The organism is Kribbella antibiotica, from assembly GCF_004349055.1.
GTDB lineage: Bacteria > Actinomycetota > Actinomycetes > Propionibacteriales > Kribbellaceae > Kribbella > Kribbella antibiotica.
This window is the reverse complement of sequence record NZ_SMKX01000067.1, coordinates 15,245-40,852: the sequence shown is the minus strand read 5'-3', so window position 1 is coordinate 40,852 and position 25,608 is coordinate 15,245. Positions and strand designations below refer to the sequence as shown.

The 25,608-nt window shown below is 66.9% G+C and carries 19 protein-coding genes; 12 read left to right on the top strand and 7 right to left on the bottom strand.

Going from position 1 to position 25,608, the window contains the following annotated elements:
- Positions 1-22: 22 nt before the first annotated feature.
- Positions 23-1,360: a UDP-glucose dehydrogenase family protein gene (locus E1263_RS22480; RefSeq protein WP_132170505.1), complete on the bottom strand. Its 1,338-nt coding sequence runs from the start codon at positions 1,358-1,360 to the stop codon at positions 23-25.
- Between the two features lie 134 nt (positions 1,361-1,494).
- On the opposite strand from E1263_RS22480, the gene E1263_RS22475 reads away from it, so the two are divergent.
- The 3 genes from E1263_RS22475 (at position 1,495) to E1263_RS22465 (ending at position 8,713) form a co-directional block, all read left to right on the top strand.
- Positions 1,495-2,658 carry an acyl-CoA dehydrogenase family protein gene (locus E1263_RS22475; protein ID WP_132170503.1) on the top strand — a complete coding sequence of 388 codons (1,164 nt, stop codon included), beginning with the start codon at positions 1,495-1,497 and terminating at the stop codon, positions 2,656-2,658.
- A 99-nt stretch (positions 2,659-2,757) separates the two neighbouring features.
- The gene (locus E1263_RS22470; protein WP_132170501.1) at positions 2,758-4,677 is read left to right on the top strand and encodes an ArnT family glycosyltransferase; all 1,920 of its coding nucleotides are present in this window, start codon (positions 2,758-2,760) and stop codon (positions 4,675-4,677) included.
- A gap of 238 nt (positions 4,678-4,915) precedes the next feature.
- Positions 4,916-8,713 carry a Pls/PosA family non-ribosomal peptide synthetase gene (locus E1263_RS22465; protein ID WP_132170499.1) on the top strand — a complete coding sequence of 1,266 codons (3,798 nt, stop codon included), beginning with the start codon at positions 4,916-4,918 and terminating at the stop codon, positions 8,711-8,713.
- A 105-nt stretch (positions 8,714-8,818) separates the two neighbouring features.
- Here E1263_RS22465 and E1263_RS22460 read toward each other — a convergent pair whose 3' ends face one another.
- Entirely contained in the window at positions 8,819-9,670 is an 852-nt protein-coding gene (locus tag E1263_RS22460) for a S41 family peptidase (protein WP_132170497.1), read from the bottom strand.
- Positions 9,671-9,726: 56 nt separating this feature from the next.
- Here E1263_RS22460 and E1263_RS22455 point away from each other — a divergent pair, with 56 nt between their 5' ends.
- Positions 9,727-10,227: an ArsR/SmtB family transcription factor gene (locus E1263_RS22455; RefSeq protein ID WP_202868997.1), complete on the top strand. Its 501-nt coding sequence runs from the start codon at positions 9,727-9,729 to the stop codon at positions 10,225-10,227.
- 130 nt (positions 10,228-10,357) lie between these two features.
- On the opposite strand, the gene E1263_RS22450 is transcribed toward E1263_RS22455, so the two are convergent.
- Positions 10,358-10,648 (bottom strand): hypothetical protein, encoded by a 291-nt coding sequence (locus tag E1263_RS22450; RefSeq protein WP_132170495.1) that lies wholly within the window; start codon positions 10,646-10,648, stop codon positions 10,358-10,360.
- A gap of 159 nt (positions 10,649-10,807) precedes the next feature.
- Here E1263_RS22450 and E1263_RS22445 point away from each other — a divergent pair, with 159 nt between their 5' ends.
- Complete coding sequence (locus E1263_RS22445) at positions 10,808-11,158, top strand: ribosomal maturation YjgA family protein (RefSeq protein ID WP_132170493.1); 351 nt, start codon at positions 10,808-10,810, stop codon at positions 11,156-11,158.
- Here E1263_RS22445 and E1263_RS22440 read toward each other — a convergent pair.
- The gene (locus E1263_RS22440) at positions 11,148-11,777 is read right to left on the bottom strand and encodes a TetR/AcrR family transcriptional regulator (protein WP_202868996.1); all 630 of its coding nucleotides are present in this window, start codon (positions 11,775-11,777) and stop codon (positions 11,148-11,150) included. The two genes, E1263_RS22445 and E1263_RS22440, sit on opposite strands and share 11 nt — an antisense overlap.
- 110 nt (positions 11,778-11,887) lie before the next feature.
- Between E1263_RS22440 and E1263_RS22435 the strand changes: the two genes are divergently transcribed.
- Positions 11,888-13,027, top strand: coding sequence for an alpha/beta hydrolase (locus E1263_RS22435; protein WP_132170489.1), 1,140 nt, complete (start codon positions 11,888-11,890; stop codon positions 13,025-13,027).
- Positions 13,028-13,229: 202 nt separating this feature from the next.
- On the opposite strand, the gene E1263_RS22430 is transcribed toward E1263_RS22435, so the two are convergent.
- Positions 13,230-14,201, bottom strand: a complete 972-nt coding sequence (locus E1263_RS22430) for an ArsR/SmtB family transcription factor (protein WP_132170487.1) — start codon at positions 14,199-14,201, stop codon at positions 13,230-13,232.
- Between the two features lie 132 nt (positions 14,202-14,333).
- Between E1263_RS22430 and E1263_RS22425 the strand changes: the two genes are divergently transcribed.
- From E1263_RS22425 to E1263_RS22405, 5 genes are all read left to right on the top strand, one after another.
- Positions 14,334-14,762, top strand: a complete 429-nt coding sequence (locus E1263_RS22425; RefSeq protein WP_132170485.1) for a hypothetical protein — start codon at positions 14,334-14,336, stop codon at positions 14,760-14,762.
- The gene (locus E1263_RS22420; protein ID WP_132170483.1) at positions 14,762-15,634 is read left to right on the top strand and encodes a hypothetical protein; all 873 of its coding nucleotides are present in this window, start codon (positions 14,762-14,764) and stop codon (positions 15,632-15,634) included. Before E1263_RS22425 ends, E1263_RS22420 begins: the two co-directional genes overlap by 1 nt.
- A 76-nt stretch (positions 15,635-15,710) precedes the next feature.
- On the top strand, positions 15,711-16,529 hold the full coding sequence (locus tag E1263_RS22415) for a CPBP family intramembrane glutamic endopeptidase (protein WP_132170481.1): 819 nt from the start codon (positions 15,711-15,713) through the stop codon (positions 16,527-16,529).
- Positions 16,526-17,665: a sensor histidine kinase gene (locus tag E1263_RS22410; protein WP_132170479.1), complete on the top strand. Its 1,140-nt coding sequence runs from the start codon at positions 16,526-16,528 to the stop codon at positions 17,663-17,665. The genes E1263_RS22415 and E1263_RS22410 overlap by 4 nt, the downstream gene beginning before the upstream one ends.
- Complete coding sequence (locus E1263_RS22405) at positions 17,662-18,315, top strand: response regulator (RefSeq protein WP_132170477.1); 654 nt, start codon at positions 17,662-17,664, stop codon at positions 18,313-18,315. The genes E1263_RS22410 and E1263_RS22405 overlap by 4 nt, the downstream gene beginning before the upstream one ends.
- 245 nt (positions 18,316-18,560) lie before the next feature.
- On the opposite strand, the gene E1263_RS22400 is transcribed toward E1263_RS22405, so the two are convergent.
- A complete protein-coding gene (locus E1263_RS22400) occupies positions 18,561-19,994 on the bottom strand; it encodes an MFS transporter (RefSeq protein WP_132170475.1) in 1,434 nt (477 codons plus the stop codon).
- A gap of 55 nt (positions 19,995-20,049) precedes the next feature.
- On the opposite strand from E1263_RS22400, the gene E1263_RS22395 reads away from it, so the two are divergent.
- The gene (locus E1263_RS22395) at positions 20,050-20,634 is read left to right on the top strand and encodes a TetR/AcrR family transcriptional regulator (RefSeq protein WP_132170474.1); all 585 of its coding nucleotides are present in this window, start codon (positions 20,050-20,052) and stop codon (positions 20,632-20,634) included.
- Positions 20,635-21,498: 864 nt separating this feature from the next.
- On the opposite strand, the gene E1263_RS22390 is transcribed toward E1263_RS22395, so the two are convergent.
- Positions 21,499-25,545, bottom strand: coding sequence for an RICIN domain-containing protein (locus tag E1263_RS22390; RefSeq protein ID WP_165956715.1), 4,047 nt, complete (start codon positions 25,543-25,545; stop codon positions 21,499-21,501).
- Between the last annotated feature and the right edge of the window lie 63 nt (positions 25,546-25,608).

Genomic DNA, 25,608 nt, shown 5'->3' with positions numbered 1-25,608 from the left:
GCCCGGTACGGCGGGTTCCGGGTTAGGGCTTGCCGGGGGCTCGGTAGGTCCAGCCGGCGGCGCGCCATTTGGCGGCGTCGAGGAGGAGTCGGGCGTCGATGACGACCGGGGTCTCGACGGCGCCTCGGAGGGCGGCTGGGTCCAGCTCGCGGAATTCGGGCCACTCGGTGAGGTGGAGGATCGCGTGGGCGCCTACGCAGGCCTCTGCGGCCGTGGAGGCGTACCGAAGGGTCGGGCGGACCTTGCGGGCGTTCTCCATCGCCTCAGGGTCGTAGACGGTGACTGTGGCGCCGTGCAGGGAGATGCGGCCGGCTACGTCGAGGGCGGGCGAGTCGCGGACGTCGTCGGTACCGGCCTTGAAGGCGGCGCCGAGGACGGTGACGTTCTTGCCGATCCAGACGCCGCCAAGCACCTCGTGGGTCAGGTCGACCAGACCGGCCCGGCGGCGCCGGTTGATGTCGTCGACCTCGCGGAGCAGTGTGATGACCTCTTCGACGCCGAGTTCACCGGCGCGGTGCATGAAGGCGCGCAGGTCCTTCGGGAGGCAGCCGCCGCCGTACCCGGGGCCGGCGTTCAGCATGCCGCGGCCGATCCGCTTGTCGTAGCCGAGGGCGTCGGCCAGTTGGGTGACGTCGGCGCCGGTCGCGTCGGCCATTTCGGCGAGCGCGTTGATGAACGAGATCTTGGTGGCCAGGAAGGCGTTCGCGCCGCCCTTGACCAGCTCGGCGGTCGGCAGGTTGCACACGACGACCGGCGTACCTTCGGAGATCGGCGTCGCGAAGACTTCGCGCAACCGCGTCTCGGCCTCGGCCGACTGCACACCGAAGACGAGCCGATCCGGGTGCAGCGTGTCGTCGACACCGTGTGCCTCGCGGAGGAATTCCGGCTGCCAGGCGATCTCGATCGATGTCCCGGCCGGCGCCTCGGCGTGGAACCGCGCTTCGACGACCTTCGACGTACCGACCGGGACGGTCGAACGCCCGACCACCAGCGTCGGCTTCGTCAGCAGCGGCGCCAGCATCGAGACGACCGAGTTCACCTGGGTCAGGTCCGCGGCGTCACTGCCTTCGGACGAGGGGGTGCCGACGCAGATGAAGTGCACGTCGGCCCAGTCGCCGATCTCGGTGTAGTCCTTGGTGAACCGCAGCCGGCCGGAGTCGACGTGCTTCTTCAGCAAGGGGTCCAGGCCGGGCTCGTACAACGGTGCCTTGCCGTCGTTCAGCAGCTTCAGCCGGTGTTCGTCGATCTCGACCCCGACCACGTCGAAGCCGAACTCGGCCATCCCGGCCGCGGTGTTCGCGCCGAGGTAGTTGGTGCCGATCACGGCGATCCGCAGCGGGCGGGAGGTCGCTTCACTCATGCCGGGGACTCTACCGACCGTGGTTATCGTCCGGTGACCGGCTCATGGCCAACGGGCTTCGGACCGTGCGGAGTTGGTCACTTTCGGCGTCCGGCAACTCCCCGTACGGCGGCTTCCGTCGTACCATGTGACTCGTGAGTAACTCATTCGACCTGTACGCGCTGTCCGAGGAGCACGAGGCGATCCGGGCGGCGGTCCGCGACGTCTGCGACGCCAAGGTTGCGCCGAACGCCGGTGATGTGGACGAGCTGGCCGAGTTCCCGAAGGCGTCGTACGACGCGCTGAAGGCCTCGGACTTCCACGCCCCGCACATCCCCGAGCAGTACGGCGGCGCCGGGGCGGATGCGCTCGCCACCGTGATCGTGATCGAGGAGGTCGCCCGGGCCTGCGCCTCGAGCTCCCTGATCCCGGCCGTGAACAAGCTCGGCTCGTTGCCGCTGCTGCTGTCCGGGTCGGAGGAGGTCAAGCAGGCCTACCTGCCGCCGGTGGCCGCCGGTGAGGCGATGTTCTCGTACTGCCTGTCCGAGCCCGACGCCGGTTCGGACGCGGTGTCGATGAAGACCCGCGCGGTGCTGGACGGCGACCACTACGTGCTGAACGGCGTGAAGCGCTGGATCACCAATGCCGGTGAGAGCGAGTTCTACACCGTCTTCGCCGTCACCGACCCGGACGCGCGCTCCAAGGGCATCTCGGCGTTCGTCGTGGAGAAGTCCGACGAGGGTGTCTCCTTCGGTGCCCCCGAGAAGAAGCTCGGCATCAAGGGCTCCCCGACCCGCGAGGTCTACCTCGACAACGTCCGGATCCCGGTCGCCCGCCTGATCGGCGACCCCGGCACCGGCTTCGGTACGGCGATGGCCACGCTCGACCACACCCGGGTCACGATCGCCGCCCAGGCCCTCGGCATCGCCCAGGGCGCGCTCGACTACGCCCTCGGCTACGTCAAGGAGCGCAAGCAGTTCGGCAAGGCGATCGCCGAGTTCCAGGGCCTGCAGTTCATGCTCGCCGACATGGGCATGAAGATCGAGGCCGCCCGCCAGCTCACCTACGCGGCCGCCGCCAAGTCCGAGCGCGGTGACGCCAACCTCACCTACTTCGGCGCCGCCGCCAAGTGCTTCGCCTCCGACGTAGCCATGGCCGTCACCACCGACGCAGTCCAACTCCTCGGCGGCTACGGCTACACCCACGACTACCCCGTCGAGCGCATGATGCGCGACGCGAAGATCACCCAGATCTACGAAGGCACCAACCAGGTCCAGCGCATCGTCATGGCCCGCCAACTCCTCAAGGGCCTCGCCTGACAAAGGCCCTCGGGGCGATCTCCTCGAGAATGGGCATTCCCAGAGAATTGCCAGGCGTCAACGGGGCGTGCCTCAGGTTCACCGGACAGGGTCCTGGGCATGCGGAATTCGAGTCGACCCCGGGACAGCTTCTTGTACGGCGGTCTGTTAGTGCTGACCGCGATCGCCTATTTGTGGGGACTGTCCAAGAACGGCTATGCCAATGACTACTACGCGGCCGCCGTGCAGGCGGGTTCGACCAGCTGGAAGGCCTGGTTCTTCGGGTCGCTGGACTCGTCGAGCTTCATCACCGTGGACAAGACTCCGGCCTCGCTGTGGCTGATGGGACTCTCTGGCCGGATCTTCGGGTTCGGCGTGTGGAGCATGCTGATACCGCAGGCGCTGATGGGAGTCGCGAGCGTCGGCTTCGTCTACGTGGCGGTGCGGCGGTGGTTCTCGGCGAACGCCGCGTTGCTGGCGGGCGCGACCTTCGCACTGACGCCCGTGGCGGTGCTGATGTTCCGGTTCAACAATCCGGACGCGCTGCTGGTCTTGCTGCTGGTGGTGGCTGCCTGGGCTGTCACCCGGGCGATCGACTCGGAGAAAAACGCCTGGCGATGGATGGCGCTGGCCGGTCTGCTGGTCGGGTTCGGATTCCTGACGAAGATGCTGCAGGCGTTCCTGATCTTGCCGGCCTTCGGTCTGGCCTACCTGATTGCGGGGAAGCCTGCGTTGGGAAAGCGACTCCTGCACAGCTTGACCGCGCTGGTCGCGTTGATCCTGGGCGCCGGCTGGTGGATCGCGGTCGTGGAGCTGATGCCGACGTCGGCGCGCCCCTATATCGGTGGGTCACCAACGAACAGCATTCTCGAGTTGACCCTCGGCTACAACGGTCTCGGACGGCTGACTGGTGAGGAGAGCTCGGCTGTAGGTGGTGGTGCGGGCGGCTCGGGCAAGGGTGGTCCTGCGGGATTGCTGCGCTTGTTCGGGGGAGAGTTCGGTAGCCAGATCGCGTGGCTGCTCCCTGCGGCGTTACTAGCTGTCGTTGTCCTGGTTGTTGCCGCGGGTAAGGCCGCGCGTACCGACAAGACGCGGGCATTCGCTGTGCTGTGGGGTGGCTGGCTGGTGGTGACCGGGCTGGTCTTCAGCTTCATGGAGGGAACAATCCACAGCTATTACACAATCGCGCTGGCTCCCGCGGTCGGCGCGCTGATCGGTGCCGCCGCGATGGTGCTCTGGCGGCGCCGGTCGGGATGGCCGGCTCGCGTCACGCTGGCCGGAGGGGCTCTGCTGACCGCGGGCTGGAGTTTTTCCTTGCTGCAGGCAACGCCTACCTTCCAGCCTTGGCTGCGCTGGATGGTGCTGGTCACGGGAATCATCACGGCCGGATTGGTGGTGGTACAGCCGAAACTGAAGATGAGCAGTACTTCGGTACGACGTACCGGCTTGCTCGCCGCGACCCTGCTGGCGTTGACGGGGCTCGCAGGACCAGCGGCGTACTCGGTCGAGACGATCCGAACGGCACACACGGGCGCGGGGCCGGCTGCCGGACCCGCAGGCGTGGGTGGAGAAATGGGCGGCGGTGGTACCGGTGGACGGGCCGCGACGCAACCACAGGGCACGGGGCAGGGTGCGCCCGGCGCCGAACACGGCGCACCCGGAACCAGCGCTGGGCAGGGTGGGTCTGGCGGCGGTAGCGAGGGGATCAGCGAGGTGCCGAGTGAGCTGATCGCGCTGCTCCAGCAGGGTGCGAAGGGCTACACGTGGGCTGCCGCAGCGGTGACGTCGGACGCGGCGGGACCGGTGCAGATTGCTGCCGAGGTGCCGGTGATGGCGATCGGCGGCTTCATCGGAACCGATCCGACGCCGTCACTGTCGCAGTTCAAGGAATTGGTTGCGCAGGGCAAAGTCCACTACTTCATCAGCGGCAACCGCGGCGGGCGCGGCGGAACCTCGAGCGAGATCACTACCTGGGTGTCGCAGAACTTCCAGACCCAGACCGTCGGAAACACCACCGTCTACGACCTCACTACCAGCTGAGCACTGAATGGCCTGGATGACGTCCACTTCCCGGTCGGCTGAGAAAATTCGGCGAAAGGCTTTCTGGCAATAGTCTATGAAAAACGATCGTTTGCTTCTGTTCTGCTTTTTGCTGGATACGTTGTGAGAGACAACTATCCCGCGAGGAGCCGTCGTGAGCACATGGACAGAAATCCCTTCAGTAGCACACGATTCTGCGATCTACCAAGCTGCCGAACCTCCTGAGGAACGGACGCTGATGGACATCTTAGACAGATCTTATAAATGCCATCCGAGAGCGCCAGCTATCGACGATGGAAAGATTGTTCTCGATTATCGGGCGCTGCGCCGGCGGGTGGATGAATTGGCGCAGCTGATGCGATCCGGGGGGATCGGTGCCGGTGACCGGGTCGGCATCCGGATACCCTCCGGCACCGCGGAGCTGTACGTGTCGATCCTGGCCGTGCTCGCGGCCGGTGCCGCGTACGTGCCGGTCGACGCGGACGATCCGGATGATCGTGCCGAGCTGGTCTGGCAGGAGGCGCAGGTCTGCGCAGTCCTCCAGGCCGGGGGAGCGCTGACCTGGAGACCGGCCGAACCGCCGATCGGGGCGCATCGGCCGCCCACGCCTGATGACGACGCCTGGATCATCTTCACTTCGGGCTCCACCGGTAAGCCGAAGGGGGTCGCCGTACGCCATGCCGCGGCTGCTGCCTTCGTGGACGCCGAGGCTCGTCTGTTCCTGCAGAAGAATCCGCTAGGCCCTGCGGACCGTGTTCTGGGTGGGCTCTCGGTGGCGTTCGATGCCTCGTGTGAGGAGATGTGGCTGGCCTGGCGCCACGGTGCCTGCCTGGTGCCGGCACCCCGGGCGCTCGTACGGAGCGGGGCCGACCTCGGGTCGTGGCTCCAGGAGCGTCGGATCACCGTCGTGTCGACGGTGCCGACTCTTGCCGCGCTCTGGCCGGTGGAGACCTTGAGTGGTGTTCGGCTGGTGATCCTCGGTGGCGAGGCGACCGGTCCGGAGCTGGTGGCCAAGCTGGACAGGCCCGGGCGGGAGGTCTGGAACACCTACGGTCCGACCGAGGCGACCGTCGTGGCCAGCGCGGCGTTGCTGCAGGCAACCGAACCGGTCCGCATCGGTCTGCCGCTGGACGGCTGGGATCTGGCCGTGGTCGACGACCAGGGGAGTCCGGTGGGCTGGGGTGAGGTCGGTGAGCTGATCATCGGCGGGGTCGGGCTGGCCCACTACCTCGATCCGGTTCAGGATGCGAAGGCCTATCTCCCGTATCCCACGCTCGGCTGGGAGCGCGGCTACCGCAGCGGCGACCAGGTCCGGGCCGAGCCCGAAGGCCTGGTGTTCGTCGGCCGCTCGGACGACCAGATCAAGATCGGCGGCCGGCGGATCGAGCTCGGCGAGATCGATGCCGCGCTGCTGTCCTTGGACGGCGTTCGCGCGGCGACGGCCGCCGTACAACGCACTCCCGCAGGCAGCCAGGTGTTGGTCGGCTACCTGGTGCTCGCTAACGACCAGGATGAGTTCCAGCTTGCCGAGGCGAGAGAGGAGCTGAGTCGACGGCTGCCGGCTTCGCTCGTCCCCACACTGACGATTCTGCCGACGCTGCCCACCCGCACCTCCGGCAAGGTGGACCGTGCGGCATTGCCGTGGCCCTTGCCCGACGACGACGCCTCGGATCTGGACGAGACAGCCGACTTCGTGGCGGGTCATTGGAAACAAGTACTCGGCAGTTCACCCGCACTCGACGCGGACTTCTTCGCTTCCGGCGGCACGAGTCTGGCCGCGGCTCAACTGGTGTCCGGACTGCGCAGCCGCTACCCCGAAATGTCTGTCGCCGATGCGTATCGGTATCCGACCTTGGGCGCGCTGGCCGATCGGCTGAACGTCTTGACTCCGACCGGCCCCAGGACGCGGGTGACCCGGCGCACCACCAGGCTCTTCGGTGTTCTTCAATCAGTCATCGCGGTCCTGCTCTTCGGGTTCGTGGGCATGCGCTGGACGGCCGGAGTGGTCACACTCGCCGCGCTCTACGGTCAGTTCGCCGGTAACGCGCCGCTGTCCTGGCAAACCTGGCTGATGCTCGGACTGAGCTGGGTGCTCTTGTTCACCGTTCCCGGCCGGTTGGCACTTGTAGCAGGCGGAGCCAGGCTCCTCACCGCGCGACTGAGCCCGGGCAGCTATCGGCGCGGCGGCTGGGCCCACCTGCGCATCTGGACGGCTGAGCGGTGGGCGACCGCGGTCGGTACCAGCGGATTCACCGGTACGGCGTGGGCGCGCTGGTACGCCGTCGCACTCGGCTGCAAGGTCGGGCGCAAGGTCGATCTCTATGCCCTCCCGCCCGTCACCGGGCTAGCCCGATTCGGGGACCGGGCAGCCGTCGAACCCGAGGCGGATCTGGCCGGCTGGTGGCTCGAAGGCCAGGAACTGCAGGTCGGTACGGTGCACGTCGGTCCGGAGGCCCGTGTCGGTGCGCGGACCACCTTGTTGCCAGGGGCAATTATTGGGGCCGGTGCGGAAGTCACCTCAGGCAGCTCGGTATCGGGCACGGTGCCAGCTGGTCAACGATGGGGCGGTTCGCCCGCCCGTCCACTGGACGAGGCCGGCCTGCAGTGGCCGGTCGAACCGGCGAGGCGCTCGCGCTGGTGGCAGTTCGCCCACAGCCTCACGCCGACGGCTTCAGCTCTGATCACGATGGTGGCTACGCTTCCTGGCGCCTTCGCTGTCCAGGCACTCCTCAGCAACAACGCGAGTCTCGGAGCGGTGCTCCTCGCGAGTCTGTGGATCGCGCCGTCCGCGGCAGCCGCCTATCTGTTCCTCAACAGTCTGATGACGGCCGCGATGGTGAGGCTGGCCAGTCACGGCGTCCGGCCAGGCGTGCACCGGGTGGACAGCCTGGCGGGTTGGAGCGCCTCACTGATCCAAGCCACGATGACGATGGCGCGTCGCACCTTGTTCCCGCTTTACGCCGGTCTCTTCACACCGGTCTGGCTAAGGATGCTCGGCGCGACAGTCGGTCGACGGGCCGAGGTGTCGACCGTGACCGGCCTGCCGAAGATGATGACGGTCGGAAGCGGCGGGTTCCTCGCCGACGACTCGGTCGTCGCTCCTTATCAACTGCGGGCGGGCTGGCTCCGGATCGGTCCCGCCGAGGTCGGGCAGCGGGCGTTCGTCGGGAATTCCGCGGAGGTCGAGCCGGGACGATCGGTCCCCGACCACGCGCTGGTCGGCGTACTGTCCGAGACGCCCGACGGAGCCGGTGTCGGCTCGTCCTGGCTCGGCCGCCCGGCGATGGAGTTGCCACGCGTCCCGCAATCCGGCGAGCTCGCGCGCACCTTCGAACCACCGCGACGGCTCGTCCTCGCGCGAGCCGCGGTGGAGGCGTGCCGCTTCGTCCCGGTCCTGCTGACGTCAGCGCTGGCGATCTTCGTCTACGCCGCCTTGTCGACGATGAGCCAGCAGTACGGCGTACTGCGCACCGCGCTCGTCAGCCCGGCCGTGATGCTGCTCGCGGCGGCTACCGGTGTGCTGCTTGCCGTGATGGCGAAATGGCTGCTGATGGGCAAGTTCCGCAGCGACGAGCACGCGCTCTGGACCACGTTCGTATGGCGCAACGAGCTGTCCGATGTCTTCGTGGAAGAGCTGGTGATCCGCTGGGCCGGACTGGCCGTCGGAAGCCCGCTGTACAACCGGGTGCTGCGGCTCATGGGCGCGCGGATCGGCCGTGGCGTCTCCTGCGAAACCCGCTGGCTCCCCGAACCGGACCTCGTCACCCTGGAAGACGGTGCTGTGGTGAACCGGGGCTGCGTCCTCCAGACCCACCTGTTCCACGACCGGGTCCTGCGGCTCGGCCCGGTTCACCTCGGCTCTGGCGCGACGCTCGGCCCGCACAGCATCATCCTGCTCGACGCAGCGATAGAGGACGGCTGCACAGTCGGCGCCAACTCCCTGGTGATGCGCGGCGAACGCCTCCCCGCCCACACCCGCTGGATAGGCACCCCAGTCGAGCCTCTCGACCAGGAGGTGAGCCGCGCAGTGGCATAGCGGACACCGCTTCCGGCGGCGACAGTTGCTCGCCGCTCCGACTGCGGCCGGGCTCGTCGGCCTGTTGTTGCTCGCCGAAGGCCTCTACCTCCACCCCTGAGCAGTTCACCCGAAGACTTGTGATGCGCGCTCGAGTGCCTCCTCGGCCGGGCATTCGATGTCCGGTACGACGCCGACCTGTTCCCAGTTGGTGCCGGTGACTGCGTTCACCGAGCGGGCGATGGGGATGGTCAGCTCCAGGGTGTCGGTCAGTTCGAAGATCTCGACCGGGTGGGCGCCGCCGCGGGTTCGCTCGCCGATGACGGTGGCGCGGCCGTGGGCCTGGAGGTTGTAGGCGAGTTCTTCGCAGCCGGAGAAGGTGTTGGCGCTGGTCAGCACGCTGATGGGGACCGACAGGGGCAGGCGGCCGGCAGCTGGGTTGGTCCAGAACTGCCGGATGGTGCCGTCGCGTGCGACGAGGTCCTGCAGGTGCACCGGCTCGTGGCCGAGCAGGTAGCCGCAGATGAGGGCGACCGTTTCGGGTACGCCGCCGCGGCCGGCGCGCACGTCGATGACCAGCCGATCGACGCCGGCCAGGAGTTCGAAGGCGGCGACGATGTAGCGCTCGGCCATGTGCACCGGTGACGTGTACGGCGCGATCGCCAGCAGGCCGGTGTTTCCTTCGAGCCGCTCGACCCGGTTGATGCCGCCCGCGTTCCGGACCGCTTCGGCGGCGTAGTGCTGCTCCCAGTCAGCGGGGCGAAGAGCGCCCGACGGACGGTGGCGCACCCGGAGGTGTCGGTCCTGGTTGACGGTCTGCAGCCGTTCGGTCAGGCGGGCGGCGGTCTCGTCGGGATCTACCAAGGCGGTGTCCACGTCGGCCAGCCCGGCCGCGATCGCCTCGGCGACCTCGGGAAAGACGTAGTTCTCGCTGACCAGGGCGGCGATGCGGTCGTTCAGGTTCGCTGTGATCGTCATGTCCCCAGTCCAGCAGCGGTGTTGACAAAGCGACAACAGTTCTTGACGCTTGATTTGTGAACCCGGCAGACGTGTACGACGCCACCAGCGCGAAGCATGCGCGCGCCCTGAGCCACCCCACGCGGCATCGCCTGCTGCTCGAGCTCGGGGAGGGCGCAGCGACCGTCAGCCAGCTGACGAATCGCCTGCTGATCAACAAGGGCAACGTGGCGCACCACCTCGCCGTACTGGTCGCAGCAGGCCTGGTGGCGAAGGGGCCTACGCGCACAGTGCGCGGCGGGACCGAGCAGTACTACGTCCGTCCGGCGCGGGTCATCAAGTTCGAAGGCGGGCCGGACAACGCCACGCTCTTCGCGATGATGAGCAATCTGGCCAACGAGATCGCCGGCGACAAAGAGGCGCTCCTGAATCACCGGATCCTGCGACTGACCAAACCCCAGGCTGCCGCGTTGACCCAGCATCTCGACAAGCTCGTCCACGCACTCGAGCCGGCGAGCGACCGCGACCAGCGCTACGGCGTCGTGGTCAGCGTGTACCGCCACGGGCGGACGCGGTAGGACGTCGACCCATCCGCGCGGAGATCTGCGCCGAAGGGCCTGCGTCACGCCGGAGCTCTGTCAGTGACGGCGTGACATCTAGTGCTTTCCCCGGGCGTCGGGTCAGAGCGCGCCTGGGGAGAGTGCTGAACTAGCGGATGTACAGGCTCCACTTGTAGACCGGCGAGTGCAGGCCGTCGTTGACGCAGATCCAGTCGATCCACTCACCGTTGCTGATCCCGCGGCGGCCGCGGTTGGCGCAGTCGCCCGAGGTGGCCCAGACCGTGTGGAAGTAGTAGGTCACATCGGCAACCTGGCGGGTGCTGGCCGCAGCGGGAGTGCTGGTGGTCGTGGCAGCAGTAGCGGTTCCCGAGCCGGCCAGGCCGGTGCCGGCCAGTACGAGTAACGCTGTGATCGCCAGGGTCTTCTTGGTAGCTCTCATCGTTGGTCCTTCCATCCATGCCGCCTGCAAGCTGCAGGCGTCCGTTGGAAGCTAGCAACGGTTGAGCCCAGATCCGCAGTGGTTCGACAGGGGTGGAAACGGTTGCACTAGTAGACCGTCGCGGTCTGCTGGCCGCGACACACCACTAGGCTATTGGGGATGAGACCGTGGCTGGCCGTGCCCGTCGTACTGGCCTTGGGGTTGGGTGTGCGGGCGTTCACCGGCGGTGACTTTGCCAAGTATGCCGGAGTCGCGCTCTACGCAACGCTGATCTACGCGCTGGCGGCGTTCTGGCTGCGCCCGCTGCTGGCGGCCTTGCTGGCAACGGGTTTCAGCTGGGCAGTGGAGTTCTTCCAGCTCACCGGGATCCCAGCTGATCTCTCCACCCGCAGCGGCCTGGCCCACCTCGTCCTGGGCTCCACCTTCAATGCGCCCGACCTTTTCTGGTACGTCGTCGGTGCCGGGCTTGGCGTGGTGATCGTCCGGGCCCGAGTGGCGGCTAGCGGTTGAGTGAGGGCGGTTGGCCCGTGGGGAGCGGTACGACGGGGAGCGTCGTACCGTCGCTTCCGCCGACGCGCATGCCGTCCAGGATCAGGTGTAGGTAGCGTCGCCACAGGTCGGGCTGTCCGGTGTGGTCGGTGATGGCCGCGACCATCAACTGGATCATCGGAAGGTCCCAGCCCTCGATGTCGGTTCGCAGTATGCCTTGGTCCTTGGCTCGCTGGATCATCGCGTCGACGGCCGGCTTGATCCGCTCCGCGACAAGCTTCTGGCGACGCCGGCCCCGGCCGGTCCCCAGCATGATGTCGCGTAGTCCGCGGTCGAAGGTCTGCAGTTCGCAGACCAGCTCGAGGCTGGTGCTCAAGCCACGCCAGGCGTCCGGGTCCTTGGCGGCCTCGGTCCCGATCTCCTCGACGCGACTCATCATGTCCTCGAAGAGTGCGTCGATCAGCGCATCCCGGTTCGCAAACCGGCGGTAGGCCGTTCCGATTCCGACGCCTGCGTGGTGGGCGACGTCTTCGAGCGTGGCGCTCAGCCCGCGCTCCCGGAAGACCTCGTGAGCTGCCGTGAGGAGTCGCTGCCGGTTGAGCTCGGCATCGCGCCTGAGGGGCTGCTGCTCAGCTGGCACGTCGATCCTGTCGTCTCGGGATTAACTGGAGGGTCTTCCTCCACTTAATGCTATCATCCGAATAAGTGGAGGGGATGCCTCCAGTTAACGCCGAAGATGGAGATGACGAGATGGCTCGCAGGTTCAGAGGTACGGCTCTGGTGGCGGTGGTGATTCTGGTGCTGGCCGCGTGTTCGTCGAAGGAGGGCGGCACCGCCGGTGGTCAGGCTTCGACGTCGGGCGGTACGGCGTGCCCGGCCGGCCCGCTTCCGGCAAGGACCGGCGGTGCGGCGCCACAAGGCGCGAAGGGTGGCATCGCGTTTGCCACGACGATCAAGCCGAGCGATACCAGCAGCAGCACGGTGATCAACCCGACCGGCGCACAGATCGAGTGCGGCAAGACGAAGCTCACCGCGCACAACGATGTCGTCTACTCGGCTCCGGCGGTCAACGGACAGAAGGCCGAACTGAAGCTCGACCTCCAGGTTCCCGACACCGCGGGCGCGAAGCCGCTGGTCGTCTACATCACCGGCGGTGGGTTCTCGAATGCGACGAAGACGGCGAACCTCGATCAGCGGACCTATGTGGCCGAGCAGGGCTATGTGGTGGCGAGTATCGAGTATCGGACGACCACCACAGGTGCGACGTACAAGGAGGGTCTGGCTGACGTGAAGTCGGCGATCCGTTTCCTGCGGGCGCACGCCGACGAGTACGGCATCGACCCGGGCAAGGTCGCGGTCTGGGGCCAGTCGGCCGGCGGCTATCTCGCGGCGATGGCCGGTGCCACCAACGGCACCAAGCAGTTCGACGTCGGTGACAACCTCGACCAGAGCAGCGACGTACAGGGCGTGGTCGACGAATTCGGCCCGTCCGACCTGTCGAAGCTCGCGGCGGACTTCGATCAGGCTGCGCAGGACGTGAACTATGCCCAAGGCAACTTCCTGGCGAAGTGGGTCTACGGTTCCGGTACCAAGAAGTCCGTCAAGGACCCGACACCTGAGGTCGCGGCCGCCAATCCGATCAGCTACCTGAGCTCCAAGACATCGCCGTTCCTGCTACTGCACGGCAGTGCGGACCGGTCGGTATCACCGAGTCAGACTCTGCTGCTCCACAATGCGTTGCGGAGCAAGGGAATCGACAGCACGAGGTATGTGCTGACCGGCGCGGACCATGGTGATCTGTCCTTCACCGGTGACACCAAGTCCGGCAAGCCGTGGAGTACGCAGGAGACCATGAATCACATCGTCGCCTTCCTGAATGGGCTGAGCTGACTGAACGGGCACCTGGGTGCCTGAGGCATCCCGCGTCAGGTTGCAGGCTTCCTGGCCAGCGGCATGACGGACATCCGCGACGGCAAGGGAGCTGAGCTCGGCGACGGAGTCGAGCGATCCTCGACCGGCCCGCCCGGCCGTTCGAGGACTACGTCGCCCAGGCAGTCGCCGCCGGTCTCTGGAACTGAGGCGGCGGTCTTGGTCAGCCGACCCGGTGGCCAAGCAGGGTTGAGCCGGTGGGGGAGAGGTCGTGCAGAACCCGCTTCCCCGTACGGCGACTGGTGATGAGCCCGGCTTCGCGGAGAGCCTTGGCCTGTTCGCTGACGGATGCGGAGGACAGGTCCAGCGCGCGGGCCAGCTCAGTGGTGGTGTGGGGGCTGCTGGCCAGGCACTCCAGGACTTCGGCGCGCGTTTTCCCCAGTACGGCGTCCAGTCGGATCCCCTCGGTGTTCGTGTCCCACCAGCCGAGCCGGTGGCGGACCGGATAGGCCAGGACGAACGGTTCGCCGGGGACATCGAGGATGGACGTGTCGCCGAGGGCGAAGAACGACGGCTGGATGATGATGCCGCGACCGTCGACGTACAGGTCTCGGTCGGTTGTCTTGTTGCGCAGGACGAGCGCTGGCGACTCCCAGTGCACATGGCCGCCGAGTGAGGCGAGCAGGGCGTCGACTCCCTCGTCGCAGAGGATCCGCCGTACCCGGGTCAGCTCCTCAGTGACCTGGCCGCGGATCTCCGCCCACGAGGGCTTCAGATGCGTCTCGTGGAACTGGATCAGGTTGCTGCCAAGCGCACGCAGCGCCTGCTGGTCGCCGGCGGCGAGGTCACGCGCCCAGCCCACTGCGCGGGGGCACTGCTCGTGCAGTGTGACCAGGTCACTGCGCAGGCTTGAGCGCGGTGTGCGCAGCACCTCTTCGATGCCGGTGCGCAGGTCGGTTGTGCCGGTCGCTGGGGTCAGGAAGTCAGCGAAGTAGCCCATCGGCGGCGAGAGGTGCCGCAGCATGCTCCAGCGGGCCAGTCCGGCCAGGCGGACGCGGCGCCGCCACGGACCGAAGATCACCGGGCCGCCGTTGTCGAGCAACTGGATGCTGTGCACCAGTTCCCACAACGGATCGATGTCCGGAGCGATCCGGATCCGCCGGATGTCCTCCGTCGTCAGATGGATCCGCCACATCGCTCCCCCTCGCCAACCTGCGCAAACGATTCGGCCCCATCCGAAGTTTTACCGCACCCACGGGCCAGGCTTCTACGTTTCCGAGTGTCGGGACGATCACCCCGCCCCCGCCCACTCATCTGGAGGATCACCATGAAACGCAGCGCACGCCGATGGATCGCCCGCCTCGGTGCACTGCTCGCAGTCGCCGGCGCCGCAGCCGCCGTGACGACCGTGCCGGCCAACGCCGACAACGGCGACGGTCAGACCGCCTGTAACAGCGGAGAGATCTGCTTCTACTACACCTACAGCTTCGGCAGCCTGACCCGCCAGTACTGGAACGCCGACATGGACCACAGCAACGACTACTACTGGGACGTCGCGAACGGTCAGCAGTCGAACATCCGGCTCATGGACACGGCTGGTTCGATGCGGAACTTCGACACCGATTGTGCGGTCAAGATCTGGGACATCACCGGCAGCGGCGGCTGGTTTGTCACTTGGACCGCCCCGATCGGCTGGCAGGGCGACCTGCGGAGTGTCGGCAAGGAGAACCGCAACAACGGCCACAGCCGCTGCTGATGAGCTCACTGAACAACGGCTACGGCTGCTCCTGGAGCAGCCGTAGCCGGCTCCTCATCCTGCTACTCCCGTTCCTGCTGGCCGCGTGCGGTACGACGCCGCCGCAGCCAGCGGCCATCGTCCTACCGATTACGCGTCCGTCGGCCCCCAGTCAGCCGTACGACGCCTTCCGGGGTGATCTGCTCGACGCAATCGTGGCCACCGTCCTCGCGGACCGTGACCAGTGCATGGCGAAAGCCGGCCATCCCGAGCTCCAGAAGAACACAGCCGCTCGGCCGGTCACAGGTTCGTTCAACGACCTGCGGGTCAACCTGGGCAGCTTCGGCGCCACCAGCGCTGACGAGGCTCGGCAACGGGGGTTCGGTCGAGTCCTGCCCGCTGCGCCACCTGCGGTCCGCAACTCGAGTCGGTCCTTTGCTGACGCCATAGCCCGTTGCACACAAGAGGCGAACGCACACCGCGGTCCGAACGCAGGGGAGGTGCAGAGCCGGTACTACGACCTCGGGAACCAGCTGCGGATGGCACTCCGGCCCGTGTACGCCGACACGATGCCGGACCGGTTCGCCGTACCGATTCTGGCTTGTCTGCAACGCGAGGGCTTCAGATCCAAGTCAGCTGACGTCCGAACCTTCGGCGTCCAGTTCGCCAAGCAGGCAACCCCCTACGTCCCGACGAGTCAGGAGTCCGCGCTCGCAGTGGCCTGGTACGAGTGCACTACCGCAGCAGGCTGGCCGCGCTTCCAGCTGAACCGTGCTCTGGCCCTTGAGGTGACGGCAGTCCGCCGCTTCAAGCCGCAACTCGACGAACTGACCCCTGCCATCGAGGCGCTTGTCCCCCATGCGAGCTACCCACAGGTGTCCTCTGAGCGGTGACGATTTCGAGGCGGCGAATCCATAGCGTTTGAGACACCGCAGCACCGGGCTGCGGAACACTCGCGAAGGAGTCGTCATGCGACTGGTCAAGCAGTTCGCCGTCGTGGTTCTCATCTCGCTACTCGGCAGCCAGCTCATCACCGCCGCCAACTGGAACACCCCGCTGACGCTCCTCCTGGGGTTCGCGACTGCAGCGCTGGCCCTGCTGGGCTATCGCTGGGTCGTACGACGGACCGAGCGTCGCGAGGTGGCCGAGCTGAACTGGCGGGGGGCAGCCGCCGCGGTTGGCCGCGGGCTGCTGATCGGCTTGGTCATGTTCACCGCAGTCATCCTCAACCTGGCGCTACTCGGCGACTATCACGTGGCCGGCTTCGGTTCATTGACCGGTGCGATCGCACTGTTCGGTTTCACCGCGGCCGCTGCCGTCACAGAAGAACTGCTCTATCGCGGCGTGCTCCTGAGGATCATCGAAGGACGACTAGGCTCGTACGGCGCTCTGGGGCTCACCGCGGGTCTGTTCGGCCTGTCGCACCTGCTCAACCCGCATGCGACCCTGTGGGGCGCGATCGCGATCGCCATCGAGGCCGGCGGAATGCTCGGTGCGGCCTACATCGCAACCCGCAACCTCTGGGTCCCGATCGGCATGCATTTCGCCTGGAACTACGCGGAGGGCGGCATCTTCGGCACCCAGATCTCCGGCAAGGCCGCGCCCGAGGGACTGCTGGACGGCGTACTGTCCGGTCCAGCCGCACTGACCGGTGGGGAGTTCGGGCCCGAGGCGAGCGTCTACTCGGTCGCCGCCGGGCTGATCGTCACGATCGCTTTCATCTGGCTGGCCAAGCGCCGCGGTCAACTGCTGGCGCCCCGCCGCCGCACCGCTACCCTCGTCCCGTGATCGATATCCGGGAGCGGTGGCGTCAGTCCGACGTCATGGTCCGGGACCTGGCGCTGGCGATCGTCTTGGTGCTCATCTCGGTCCTCCCGGCTCTGCGCGGGCACGGAACTCAGGTGGGCAACCTGCCGAGCAGGCCGATGGACGCGCTCGCTCTGGGGGTGATCGCCCTCGAATGCCTGCCGCTGGCAGTCCGCCGTCGCTGGCCGATCGTCACTCTGGTCCTGACTGCGGGTGGGTTCGCGATCGATCAGCTCGTCGGTTTCCATACGGTCGCTGGGTCCGCGCTTCCGATCGCGCTGGTCAGCACGGCGGTGCATTTGGCGCAATACCGCCGTACGACGATGGTGGGCGCCTCGGTTGCCTATGTGGGATTCGCGTTCGCGCTCGACAGTCGAGGCTCAACCGAAGGCGTTGCCGGATACATCACCTTCTACCTGGCACTGGTTGTTGCCTGGGGCATCGGTTCGTGGGTCCGGCTGACCCGGGCCGCCGAGGTCGAGCGCCGACAGCACATCGCCGAGACAACCCGCAGTACCGAACGCAGCCTGATCGCCCGCGACCTGCACGACATCGTCACTCACCACGTGACCGCGATGGTGGTCCAGGCCGAGGCGGCCCGCTATCTGACCGCCGCGCCGGAACGCCTCGATGACAGCCTGAACGCGATCACCGACACCGGCCGGCGCGCGATCTCGGACCTGCGCCACCTGCTCGACGTTCTCAACCCGGACCACGGCACCGAACCGCGGACGCCCTCGGTCGGCGAGCTCGCCGCGCTGGTCGAACAGACCCGGCAGGCCGGTCAGCCGGTCGAGTTCACCGAAGAAGGCGAGCCGATGGCAGTGGCCGGCAGCGCGGAAGTCACGGCGTACCGGGTGATGCAGGAAGCTTTGACCAATGCGCTCAAACACGCACGCGGTAGCCGTACGACGGTCCTTGTCCGGTACGGCGAACGGGAGCTCAGTGTGGAGATCCGAACCAGCGCTGGTGTCGGCAGCACGTCACCGGGTGGCAGTGGTCGAGGTCTGACCGGCCTGCGGGAACGTGTCGAGGTGCTCGGCGGTGAGTTCACCGCAGGCGCTCGAGACGGTGGATTCGTCGTACAGGCTCGGATTCCGGCTGGGGGAACAGCATGACCGTGCGAGTGCTCGTGTGCGACGACCAGGCGTTGATCCGGACCGGCTTCGCCACGATCATCGACGCGCAACCCGATCTCGAAGTGGTCGGCGAGTGTGGTGACGGCCGGGCCGCGGTCGAGCTTGCCGCGCAGGTGAACCCGGATGTTGTCGTGATGGACGTGCGGATGCCGATCCTGGACGGGATCGAGGCGACGCGACTGCTCGCCGGTGACGGGGTCGAGAATCCGGTCAAGGTGCTGGTCGTGACTACGTTCAATCTGGATGAGTATGTGTATGAAGCTCTTCGCGCTGGTGCCAGTGGGTTCCTGCTGAAGGACGCTCCGCCTGCCCAGCTTCTCAACGGGATCCGCACTGTTGCCAGCGGTGCTGCCCTGCTTGCGCCCGAGGTCACTCGCCAACTGGTGGGCCGCTACGCCGACCGGATCCGCCCGGCCCGCATCACCCCGGCCGACAGCCCGCTGACACCGCGAGAGCTTGAAGTGCTTCGGCTGATTGCGGATGGGTTGTCGAACACCGAGATCGCGGCCGCCCTCGTCATCAGCCAGGAGACGGTGAAGACGTATGTCTCCCGAATCCTGGCGAAGCTAGGCCTCCGGGACCGCGTCCAAGCCGTCGTCCACGCTTACCGCCACGGTCTGGTCAGCTAGTCCGTCATCAGGCGGGCAGTCGAGGCAGGTGACCGCGGGGCTCTCTCCGTCCGCAGTGGTCAGCATCACCCAGCGATACTCGGGGCTCCAGCGCCAGATCCTTCTGGCGCAGCGAGTGCAATGAATGACTTCGGTGAACAGTCGGCGCACAGCACGTCCCTACAAAGGCGTATCCGTGCAGCACGTTCCTGGACTGCAAGTGGACAACGACGCTGCAGGGCAGCCGGTTACGCCGACCCGGAGATTTAGTTGCTCTCGGCATGCAGTACGCCGCGTGTGCGGAGGTAGGCCCAGCTGACCAGGGCTGCGGAGACGACGGTGAGACTTCCGGCCGCGACCGTAATCGCCGTCTCGAACTGGGAAGTCTGTTGAGCGCTCCAGTTCGCGGCCGCGATGCTGCCGGTGAACATCGCGGCGAGGATCGTTCCGGTGGCGGCGATGCCGATACCGGTGGTGACCTGCGAGGCGGTGTCGACGAGGGCCGCGCCGATCGTGGAGCGGTTCTCGGGCAGGCCGCGAAGGACGTTCGTACCGGCGACGACGCCGACCACACGCATGCCGGCGGAGACCAAGACGAGCGCCAAGGCGACCCAGATGTAGCCGAGGCGGCCGAGGGTGGCGTAGACGGCGAGGCCGAGGACGACCATGGCCGAGCTCATCCAGGCGGAATTCTCGAGGCCGACCCGCTTCACGAACGGGCTGACGATGGCACCGCCGGCAATCAGTACGACGACCTGTGGCAGCAGCCCGATCGCGGTGAGCGCCGGGGACCAGCCCCAGTCGAGCTGCAGTTGCAGGGTGACCATGTAGCCGAGACCGGCGGTGGCCAGACCGGAAGCCGCCTTGTAGGCGAGGCCGCTGGCGACGAGCGGGCGGGCGATGAGCTTGAGATCGAGCAGCGGGTGCGGCGCTGAACGCTCGCGCATGACGAAGAGAACGATCGCCACGACGACCAGAGTGGTGGTCACCCAGGGCTGCCAGGCGTGAGCGCCCTTCTCGACGAAGAACGTCGGCGCGACGAGCGCGAGCACGATCGTCGCCGTACCCAGTACGGCGCCTGCGATGTCGACCGGATCGCGATGCAGCTCGGCCGGGTCGTCGTCGGCGATACCGGTGCGGATACCGATGAACGCCAGCGCGGCGATCGGCACGTTCACCAGCAGCAGCACCTGCCAGGGCGCGAAGGAGAGGACGAATCCACCGGCTGTCGGACCGATCGCGAGACCGACCAGACCGACCGTGGAGATCAGGTTGAAGGCGCGGGCGCGGAGCGAATCCTCGCTGAACAGCCGGAACGCCAACGCCATCGATCCAGGCGTGGTCATTGCTGCCGCGATTCCCATCGCGACCCGGACGGCGATCAGCTGCTCGGTCGTGGTCACGAATGCAGTCGCCAGGCTGGCCACGGCGAGCAGGACGAGCCCGATCAGCATCATCCGGCGCCGGCCGGAGCGGTCGGCGAGCGCTCCGAAGACCAGCATCAGCCCGCCGAACACGACGCCGTACGCGCCGGTGACCCACTGCAGCTGCGTGGTCGACGCGTTCAGCTCGCGGCCGATCGTGGGCAGCGCGACGTTGAGGATCGAGTTGTCGAGCATCTCGAAGAGGAAGACGGCGGACAGGCCGGCCAGGGCGACCCGCGCCTGACGCAGCGATCCGGGGGAGTGTGTGATGATCATAGTCACTAAGTTAACTCACTAAGTTTAGTGACACAACCATGAGAGGATGGCGCGCATGCCGAGGACCGGAAGTCGTGGTGGCCCACAGACGCGGGCGAAGATCGCCGAGGTCGCCGGCGGCCTGTTCCTCGAGCACGGCTTCGACGCCGTCACGGTCGCCGACATCGCCAAGGCGGCCGGCCTCTCCAGCGTCACCGTCTTCAAACACTTCCCGCGCAAGGAAGACCTCTTCCTCGATCGCCAGGACGAAGCCGAAGACCTCCTCGTCGCTGCTCTCCGAAAGCCCGGCAACGCTGTCGACCTCCTCCACCGGTTGACGCTCGAGCTCGCCGACGCTGGGCATCCGCTGTCCGGTCTCGATCCCCGGTCGGTGCCGTTCTTCCAGACCGTCGCCGAGTCGCCCGCTTTGGCCAACCGGGCCCGCGAGATCGCCGCTAGTCTCCAGCAGGCCCTCACCCGCGAACTACCGCCGACCGAGACCGCGCCGCTGCTCGCCGCGTTCTTCGTCGCCGGCTACACCACTGTTGTGGTCGACACCGCCAGCCGCCGCCTAGCCGGTGAGCCGCTGGATGCTGTTGCTGTCGACCACCGGGTTCGCTTGGAGAGCCTGTACGACGCTCTGCGCAACGGGCTCGGTTAATTCGCCGCCGCCCGGCTGGGGTATCCCTGGGATGCGGCCGGTCCGGTACGGCTTGTGGCTGGTCGCCGCACCGGACAAGCCGGACACGTTGTCTGGGGCTGGTCGCCGCGGCGGCCGCGTTACATAAAGAGCTTGGCTGGGGCCGGCGGGTGGTTGAGGTACTGGCGAGGTCGGCGATCGCGTTCCCGCCGATTGAGGTGCTCGCTATGGTTGCGGCCGGTAGCGGGGAGGCCTTGAAAGTGACTCTCCGCTGTGGTGAAAAGCGCTGGCAAGGAGAGCTGGGGTCCTGCCGTGCCCGGCTGACCCTGGCCGCCTCGCTGGTTGCCCCTTTTCCGTCGCGGCGCTGTCCAGTTGCCGGGGGTTCGTCGGCTGGGTGGTGGGCTTGAACAAGTAATTACCTGTTCCCGCCCACCACTTCTTGTTCAAGCCCCCGGTTGTCGGCTCACCCCGCGCCGCCCACGCCGTCAGTGGTGGCCTGAGACAAGGACTGGTGGCCGGGGGCAGCGGGCAACCCCGCGGTCTGCGGCGCCCGGGGGTCGTTGGGTGGAACATTCTTTGCAAATGGCGCACAGGAGTTTCCACTCAGCGGAGATCTTGGGCCTCAGCCATAGCGGGCACCTCAAGCAGCGGGAACGCGGCCGCTGACCTCGCCAGTACCTCAACCCCGTGCCGGGCTCAGCCAAGCTCTTTCTGTAACGCGGCCGCCGCGGCGACCAGCCACAGACAACGTGTCCGGCTTGTCCGGTGCGGCGATCAACCACCCCGCCGTACCGGACCGGCCGCATCCGTAGCGCTAGGCCAACCGGGTTCTTTGTGGACTCTCAATGCCACAGAGCGGCAGCGAGAGTCCACAAACCGCAGTACCTACTGGGGTTTGAGGGACCACCGTTGCCCCTTGCCGCCGTGGTAGAACCAGCTGATGACCTCGGCGCCGGTTGTGGAGGCACCACCGGCGACATCGAGCGACAAGCCGGAGCTGACGGAGATGATGCTGTAGGTGCCGCCGGGAGTGGGCTCGATGCGCCATTTCTGGCACTCGGTGGTGTTGTCGGGGAAGATCATGGTCGTTGCTCGCGGCAACTTCGAGCAGCCCTTGATGTCCAGGACCTGTTTGGAGTTGCCGTCGGTGAGTTTGTACATGTCGTCGCCGAGGCTCTTCAGCGTCCATTTCTGGCAGGCGCTTGTGGCTGACCAGGTGCCCATCTTGACCTGGGTGGTTGCCGCGGTGACGCACTTCGGTACTTCGAGGACGGTGGTTGTGCTGCTTGCCGCGTCGACGCGGTACTTGGTGCTGCCGTTGCCGCCGAGTTGGGTGGCGTTGAAGGCCGGCCGCAGGATCCACTGCTCGCTGGCCGACTGGCCACACTCGTTCTGCTGGACCAGCGCGCTGTTGTCCAGCGAGGCTCCGGCGACATCGAGGCACTTGTTGCTGTGCGCGAATCGTAGGTGCACAACGGTTTCGTAGGCGCTGCCGTCGACGTAGTCGAACGTCACCTGCTCCCAGGCTCGTGGTTCACCGAGGCCGGCGCCGCAAGTGGACTGTACGGCGTTCGTCTCGTCCTGCGAGCTTCCGCCGGAAGCGCTGAGGCACTTGACCGCACCGTTGTCGATCGCGGTGTGTACCGGCCGGATGCTGTATTGGTCGGTTCCGGCGATCGGCATCAACCGGAAGCGCTCGTTCAGCGCAGTCCCGACACAGCCGTACTGGATGAACTGGGCGTTGTCGGCCGTGCTGCTACCGCCGACGTTCAGGCACTTGCCGCTGTTCTTGTTGACCAGCTCGTACTGCCGGTGCTCGATGTCGAACTTCGGACCGGTCACCGCGCCGACCTCACCCGACCAGGTCTGCACCTTGTCGTTGAAGGCGGTCCCGGTGGAGTGCAGCGTGTAGACCTCGCGATCGCCTTCCGCGGAGGCGTACAGCAGGCCGATGTCCTCCAGCCGGTCGCCGTCGTAGTCGCCGCTTACCATCGTGATCTTGGCCAGCTCCAGCCCGGTCACCCGGCGCCAGTCCGACTTGGCCAGCGTCGATCCGCTCGAGCTGAAGACGACCACGGTGCCGTCGGTCGGCGAGTTCTCGGTCAGCGCGACCACGTCGTCCCGGCCGTTGCCGTCCGGGTCGGCGACGGTGAACCGGCTCTTGTCCCAGCAGAATCCATCCGCGCCGGAGTCGTAGATCGTGGTCGCCGCGGCGAACGCCGTACCGGTTGAGCGGTACAGGTCGACTGCGGTGCGGCAGCCGGTCAGGTTGCGGACGCTGAGCAGGTCGGCCTTGCCGTCCTTGTCGATGTCGACGATGAGTGGCGCGCTGCGCGACCAGGTGTTCCCGGCCGTCGCCGCGACCCAGTTCACCGGTACGGCGAAGTCGTCGGCCGCGCGGAAGACCTGCGCCTGCCAGTTGTCGCCCGTACCAGCGTTCTGTACGACGATGTCGTCCTTCCCGTCGCCGTCCACATCGCCCGACACCACCCGCGCGGTGCTGAGCTGCCAGGTCGCGGTCTCGGTCGTCCACACTGCCGGTGGGTTCTGGTACTCGTTCCCGTCCGACGGCAGCTTGTACAACCACATCCGCCCACCGGCGCCCGAACGGAACACCGCCATGTCGGTCCGGCCATCGCCGTCGAAGTCACCCTGCACTGGCTTGACCTTGGCCAGCGAGAAGCCCGCGCCCTCACCGGTGTCCCACGCCATCGTGCCGGCGTAGAACGCCGACCCATTGGAGACAACGTTCCAGATCCCAGTTCGCCCAAATCCGTGGTCCAGCACCGCCGTCACATCAGCCCGGCCATCGCCGTTGCTGTCACCACGCACGGTCGTCGCCGGCCCGGTCGGCGATTTCGCCGACAACTCCCAGGCGTCCCGAATCCCGCTGCTGTTCCCTGCACGGTCGACTGCGCGCACATACAAGCGCAAAGCCGGTACGCCGGTCACTGGATCGGGATGGACAGTGATCGGGATCGTTGCTGATCCATCTTGAGCAGCCTTGACTCGACTGATCAATGCGTCAGCCTGGAATCCATACACATACTCGTCAATGTCGGTCTCGCTGCCGGCCGGCTTGAAGGTCACCTTGCCGGCCTTACGCGCCTCCATCACCGGATCCGCCGCATCGGGGAAGTCCGTCGATTCGATCTTCGGTACGGCGGGTGCTGCCGTATCGATCACGAAGTAGCAGGCCGGCGTAGTCGGGCTGCTCGCGTTCGCCGCGTCCTTGGTGAAGGCCGTGTAGCTGTAGACAACCCCGTTGCTGAGCTTGCCAACCGGAGTCTCCGGCCAAGCGAACGCAGCACCGCTGACCGTCGGACCGACTGCACTCTCGTGTACGACGGTGCCGGCGGAGTTCTTGATCTGCAGGGTGGTCGTGACGTTGTCGCCGAGGTCCGGGTCGTCCGCGACCGAGGCCCACTGCGGCTGCGCGGTCTGGATCGGGATCGGCGCCGCCGCCGTACCGCACTGCTTCGGCCGCGTCAGGTTCAGCCCCTTCGGCATCTTCGGCGCGGTGTTGTACTTGACCGCGAGTGCTGCCGAGTTCGGGATGAACTTCTTCCAGTGGTACTGCCCTTCCGTGGTGGCGGCTTCGTTCGGCGAGCGGAGCCCGAGCGAAATGGTCGGCTTCCGCGAGTTGGCCACGTTCTGCACGACAGTGCGCAGCGCAGTCGAGACATCGGGTTCGCCGAACTCCATCGGCAGCGTCTTCTCCGCCGGCCAGGCCGCACCGCTGCGGGTGTCCAGCAAGCTCTTCCAGTACGACGGGGTCGTGGTGCCCCAGTTGAGGTTCTTGTTCGCGGTGTCCAGGTCGGTCAGGTTCCACAGCTGGACGGGCTTCGCCGTACCCGACGAACTCCAGTCCAGCGTGATCCGGAACTGCGCGCTCAGGATCGTGCTGCCGGCGATCGCCTGGGCGCCGCTGACCGTCCGCATCAGGAACATCGACCGGTACACGTTGGCCGGCTCGCCATACCGCGGTCCGACCTTGGCTTCCGGGTCGGCCCGGTCGTAGGTCCACCCGTCGGCCTGGCTGGAATTGCTGTTCACATGCAGGTAGTTGACCGACGTACCGGAGATCGACGGGTCGATGGAGATCGGGTACTTCGCGGCCGGGTCGGTGAGCAGCTTCCGATCCGGGGTGATGACGAAGCGACCACCGACGTGCCGGATGCCCAGCTTGGCGAACCGCGGCTTCTCCACACTCGACGCATCCCACATGCTCGGCCGGTCGGTGGTGTAGACGAGCTTGCCGTTCTTGTCGGTCCCCGACGTGGTGCCATCCGGATTGACCTTCAGGGTCAGACCATCGGCGCTGATCGGAAAGCTCAACGTGGCAAGGGCAGGATTGGCAGCAGCCTCCGGGGTGTGCACCACGAGGAGCTGCGAGAACCGGTCGACCTCGGCCGTGATCTGCAGGTCCACGCCGGGCAGCACCGAGGGATACGTTGCGATGTTCCCACTCAGCACGGGCTTCGGGAGCGTGGCCGGCCAGCCCAGCCGGATCTGCGAACCGGGTTTGCCGATCGACACCAGGTTCTGGTTGCCGCCGCCGGACAGGACCAGCGGCGAGATCGTGGCGACCGGACGGATCAGACCGTCGTCCTCCAGCCGCAGTGACGGGTCGGGCGCAATCCAGTCGCGGCCCTTGCGGACCCGGACCGGCATGCTGTGCTGCTCCATCGTCTTGGTGCCGTCAGGGTTCGCATACACCTGCCCGGTCTCGGTGCGCTGGTCGGTCAGCTCGACCTGCTGCCCGGTGCGGAGTGCCGTCGCCATCGCGCGCGCCTCTGGCGAGGCCAGCTCCGGAGCCGTCATGTATCCGGTCTCCACTGCTGCGGCTGGAGTCGGCTGCGTCGGACCAGACACCAGAAGCGCCGCCACCACAACCATTGCCGCACCCCAGGACAAGCGTCGCCGACGCATACCCTCCACCACCCTCACACCAGAGTTCTCCGCCGGACGAGACGACCCTGTCATGTTCCTCAT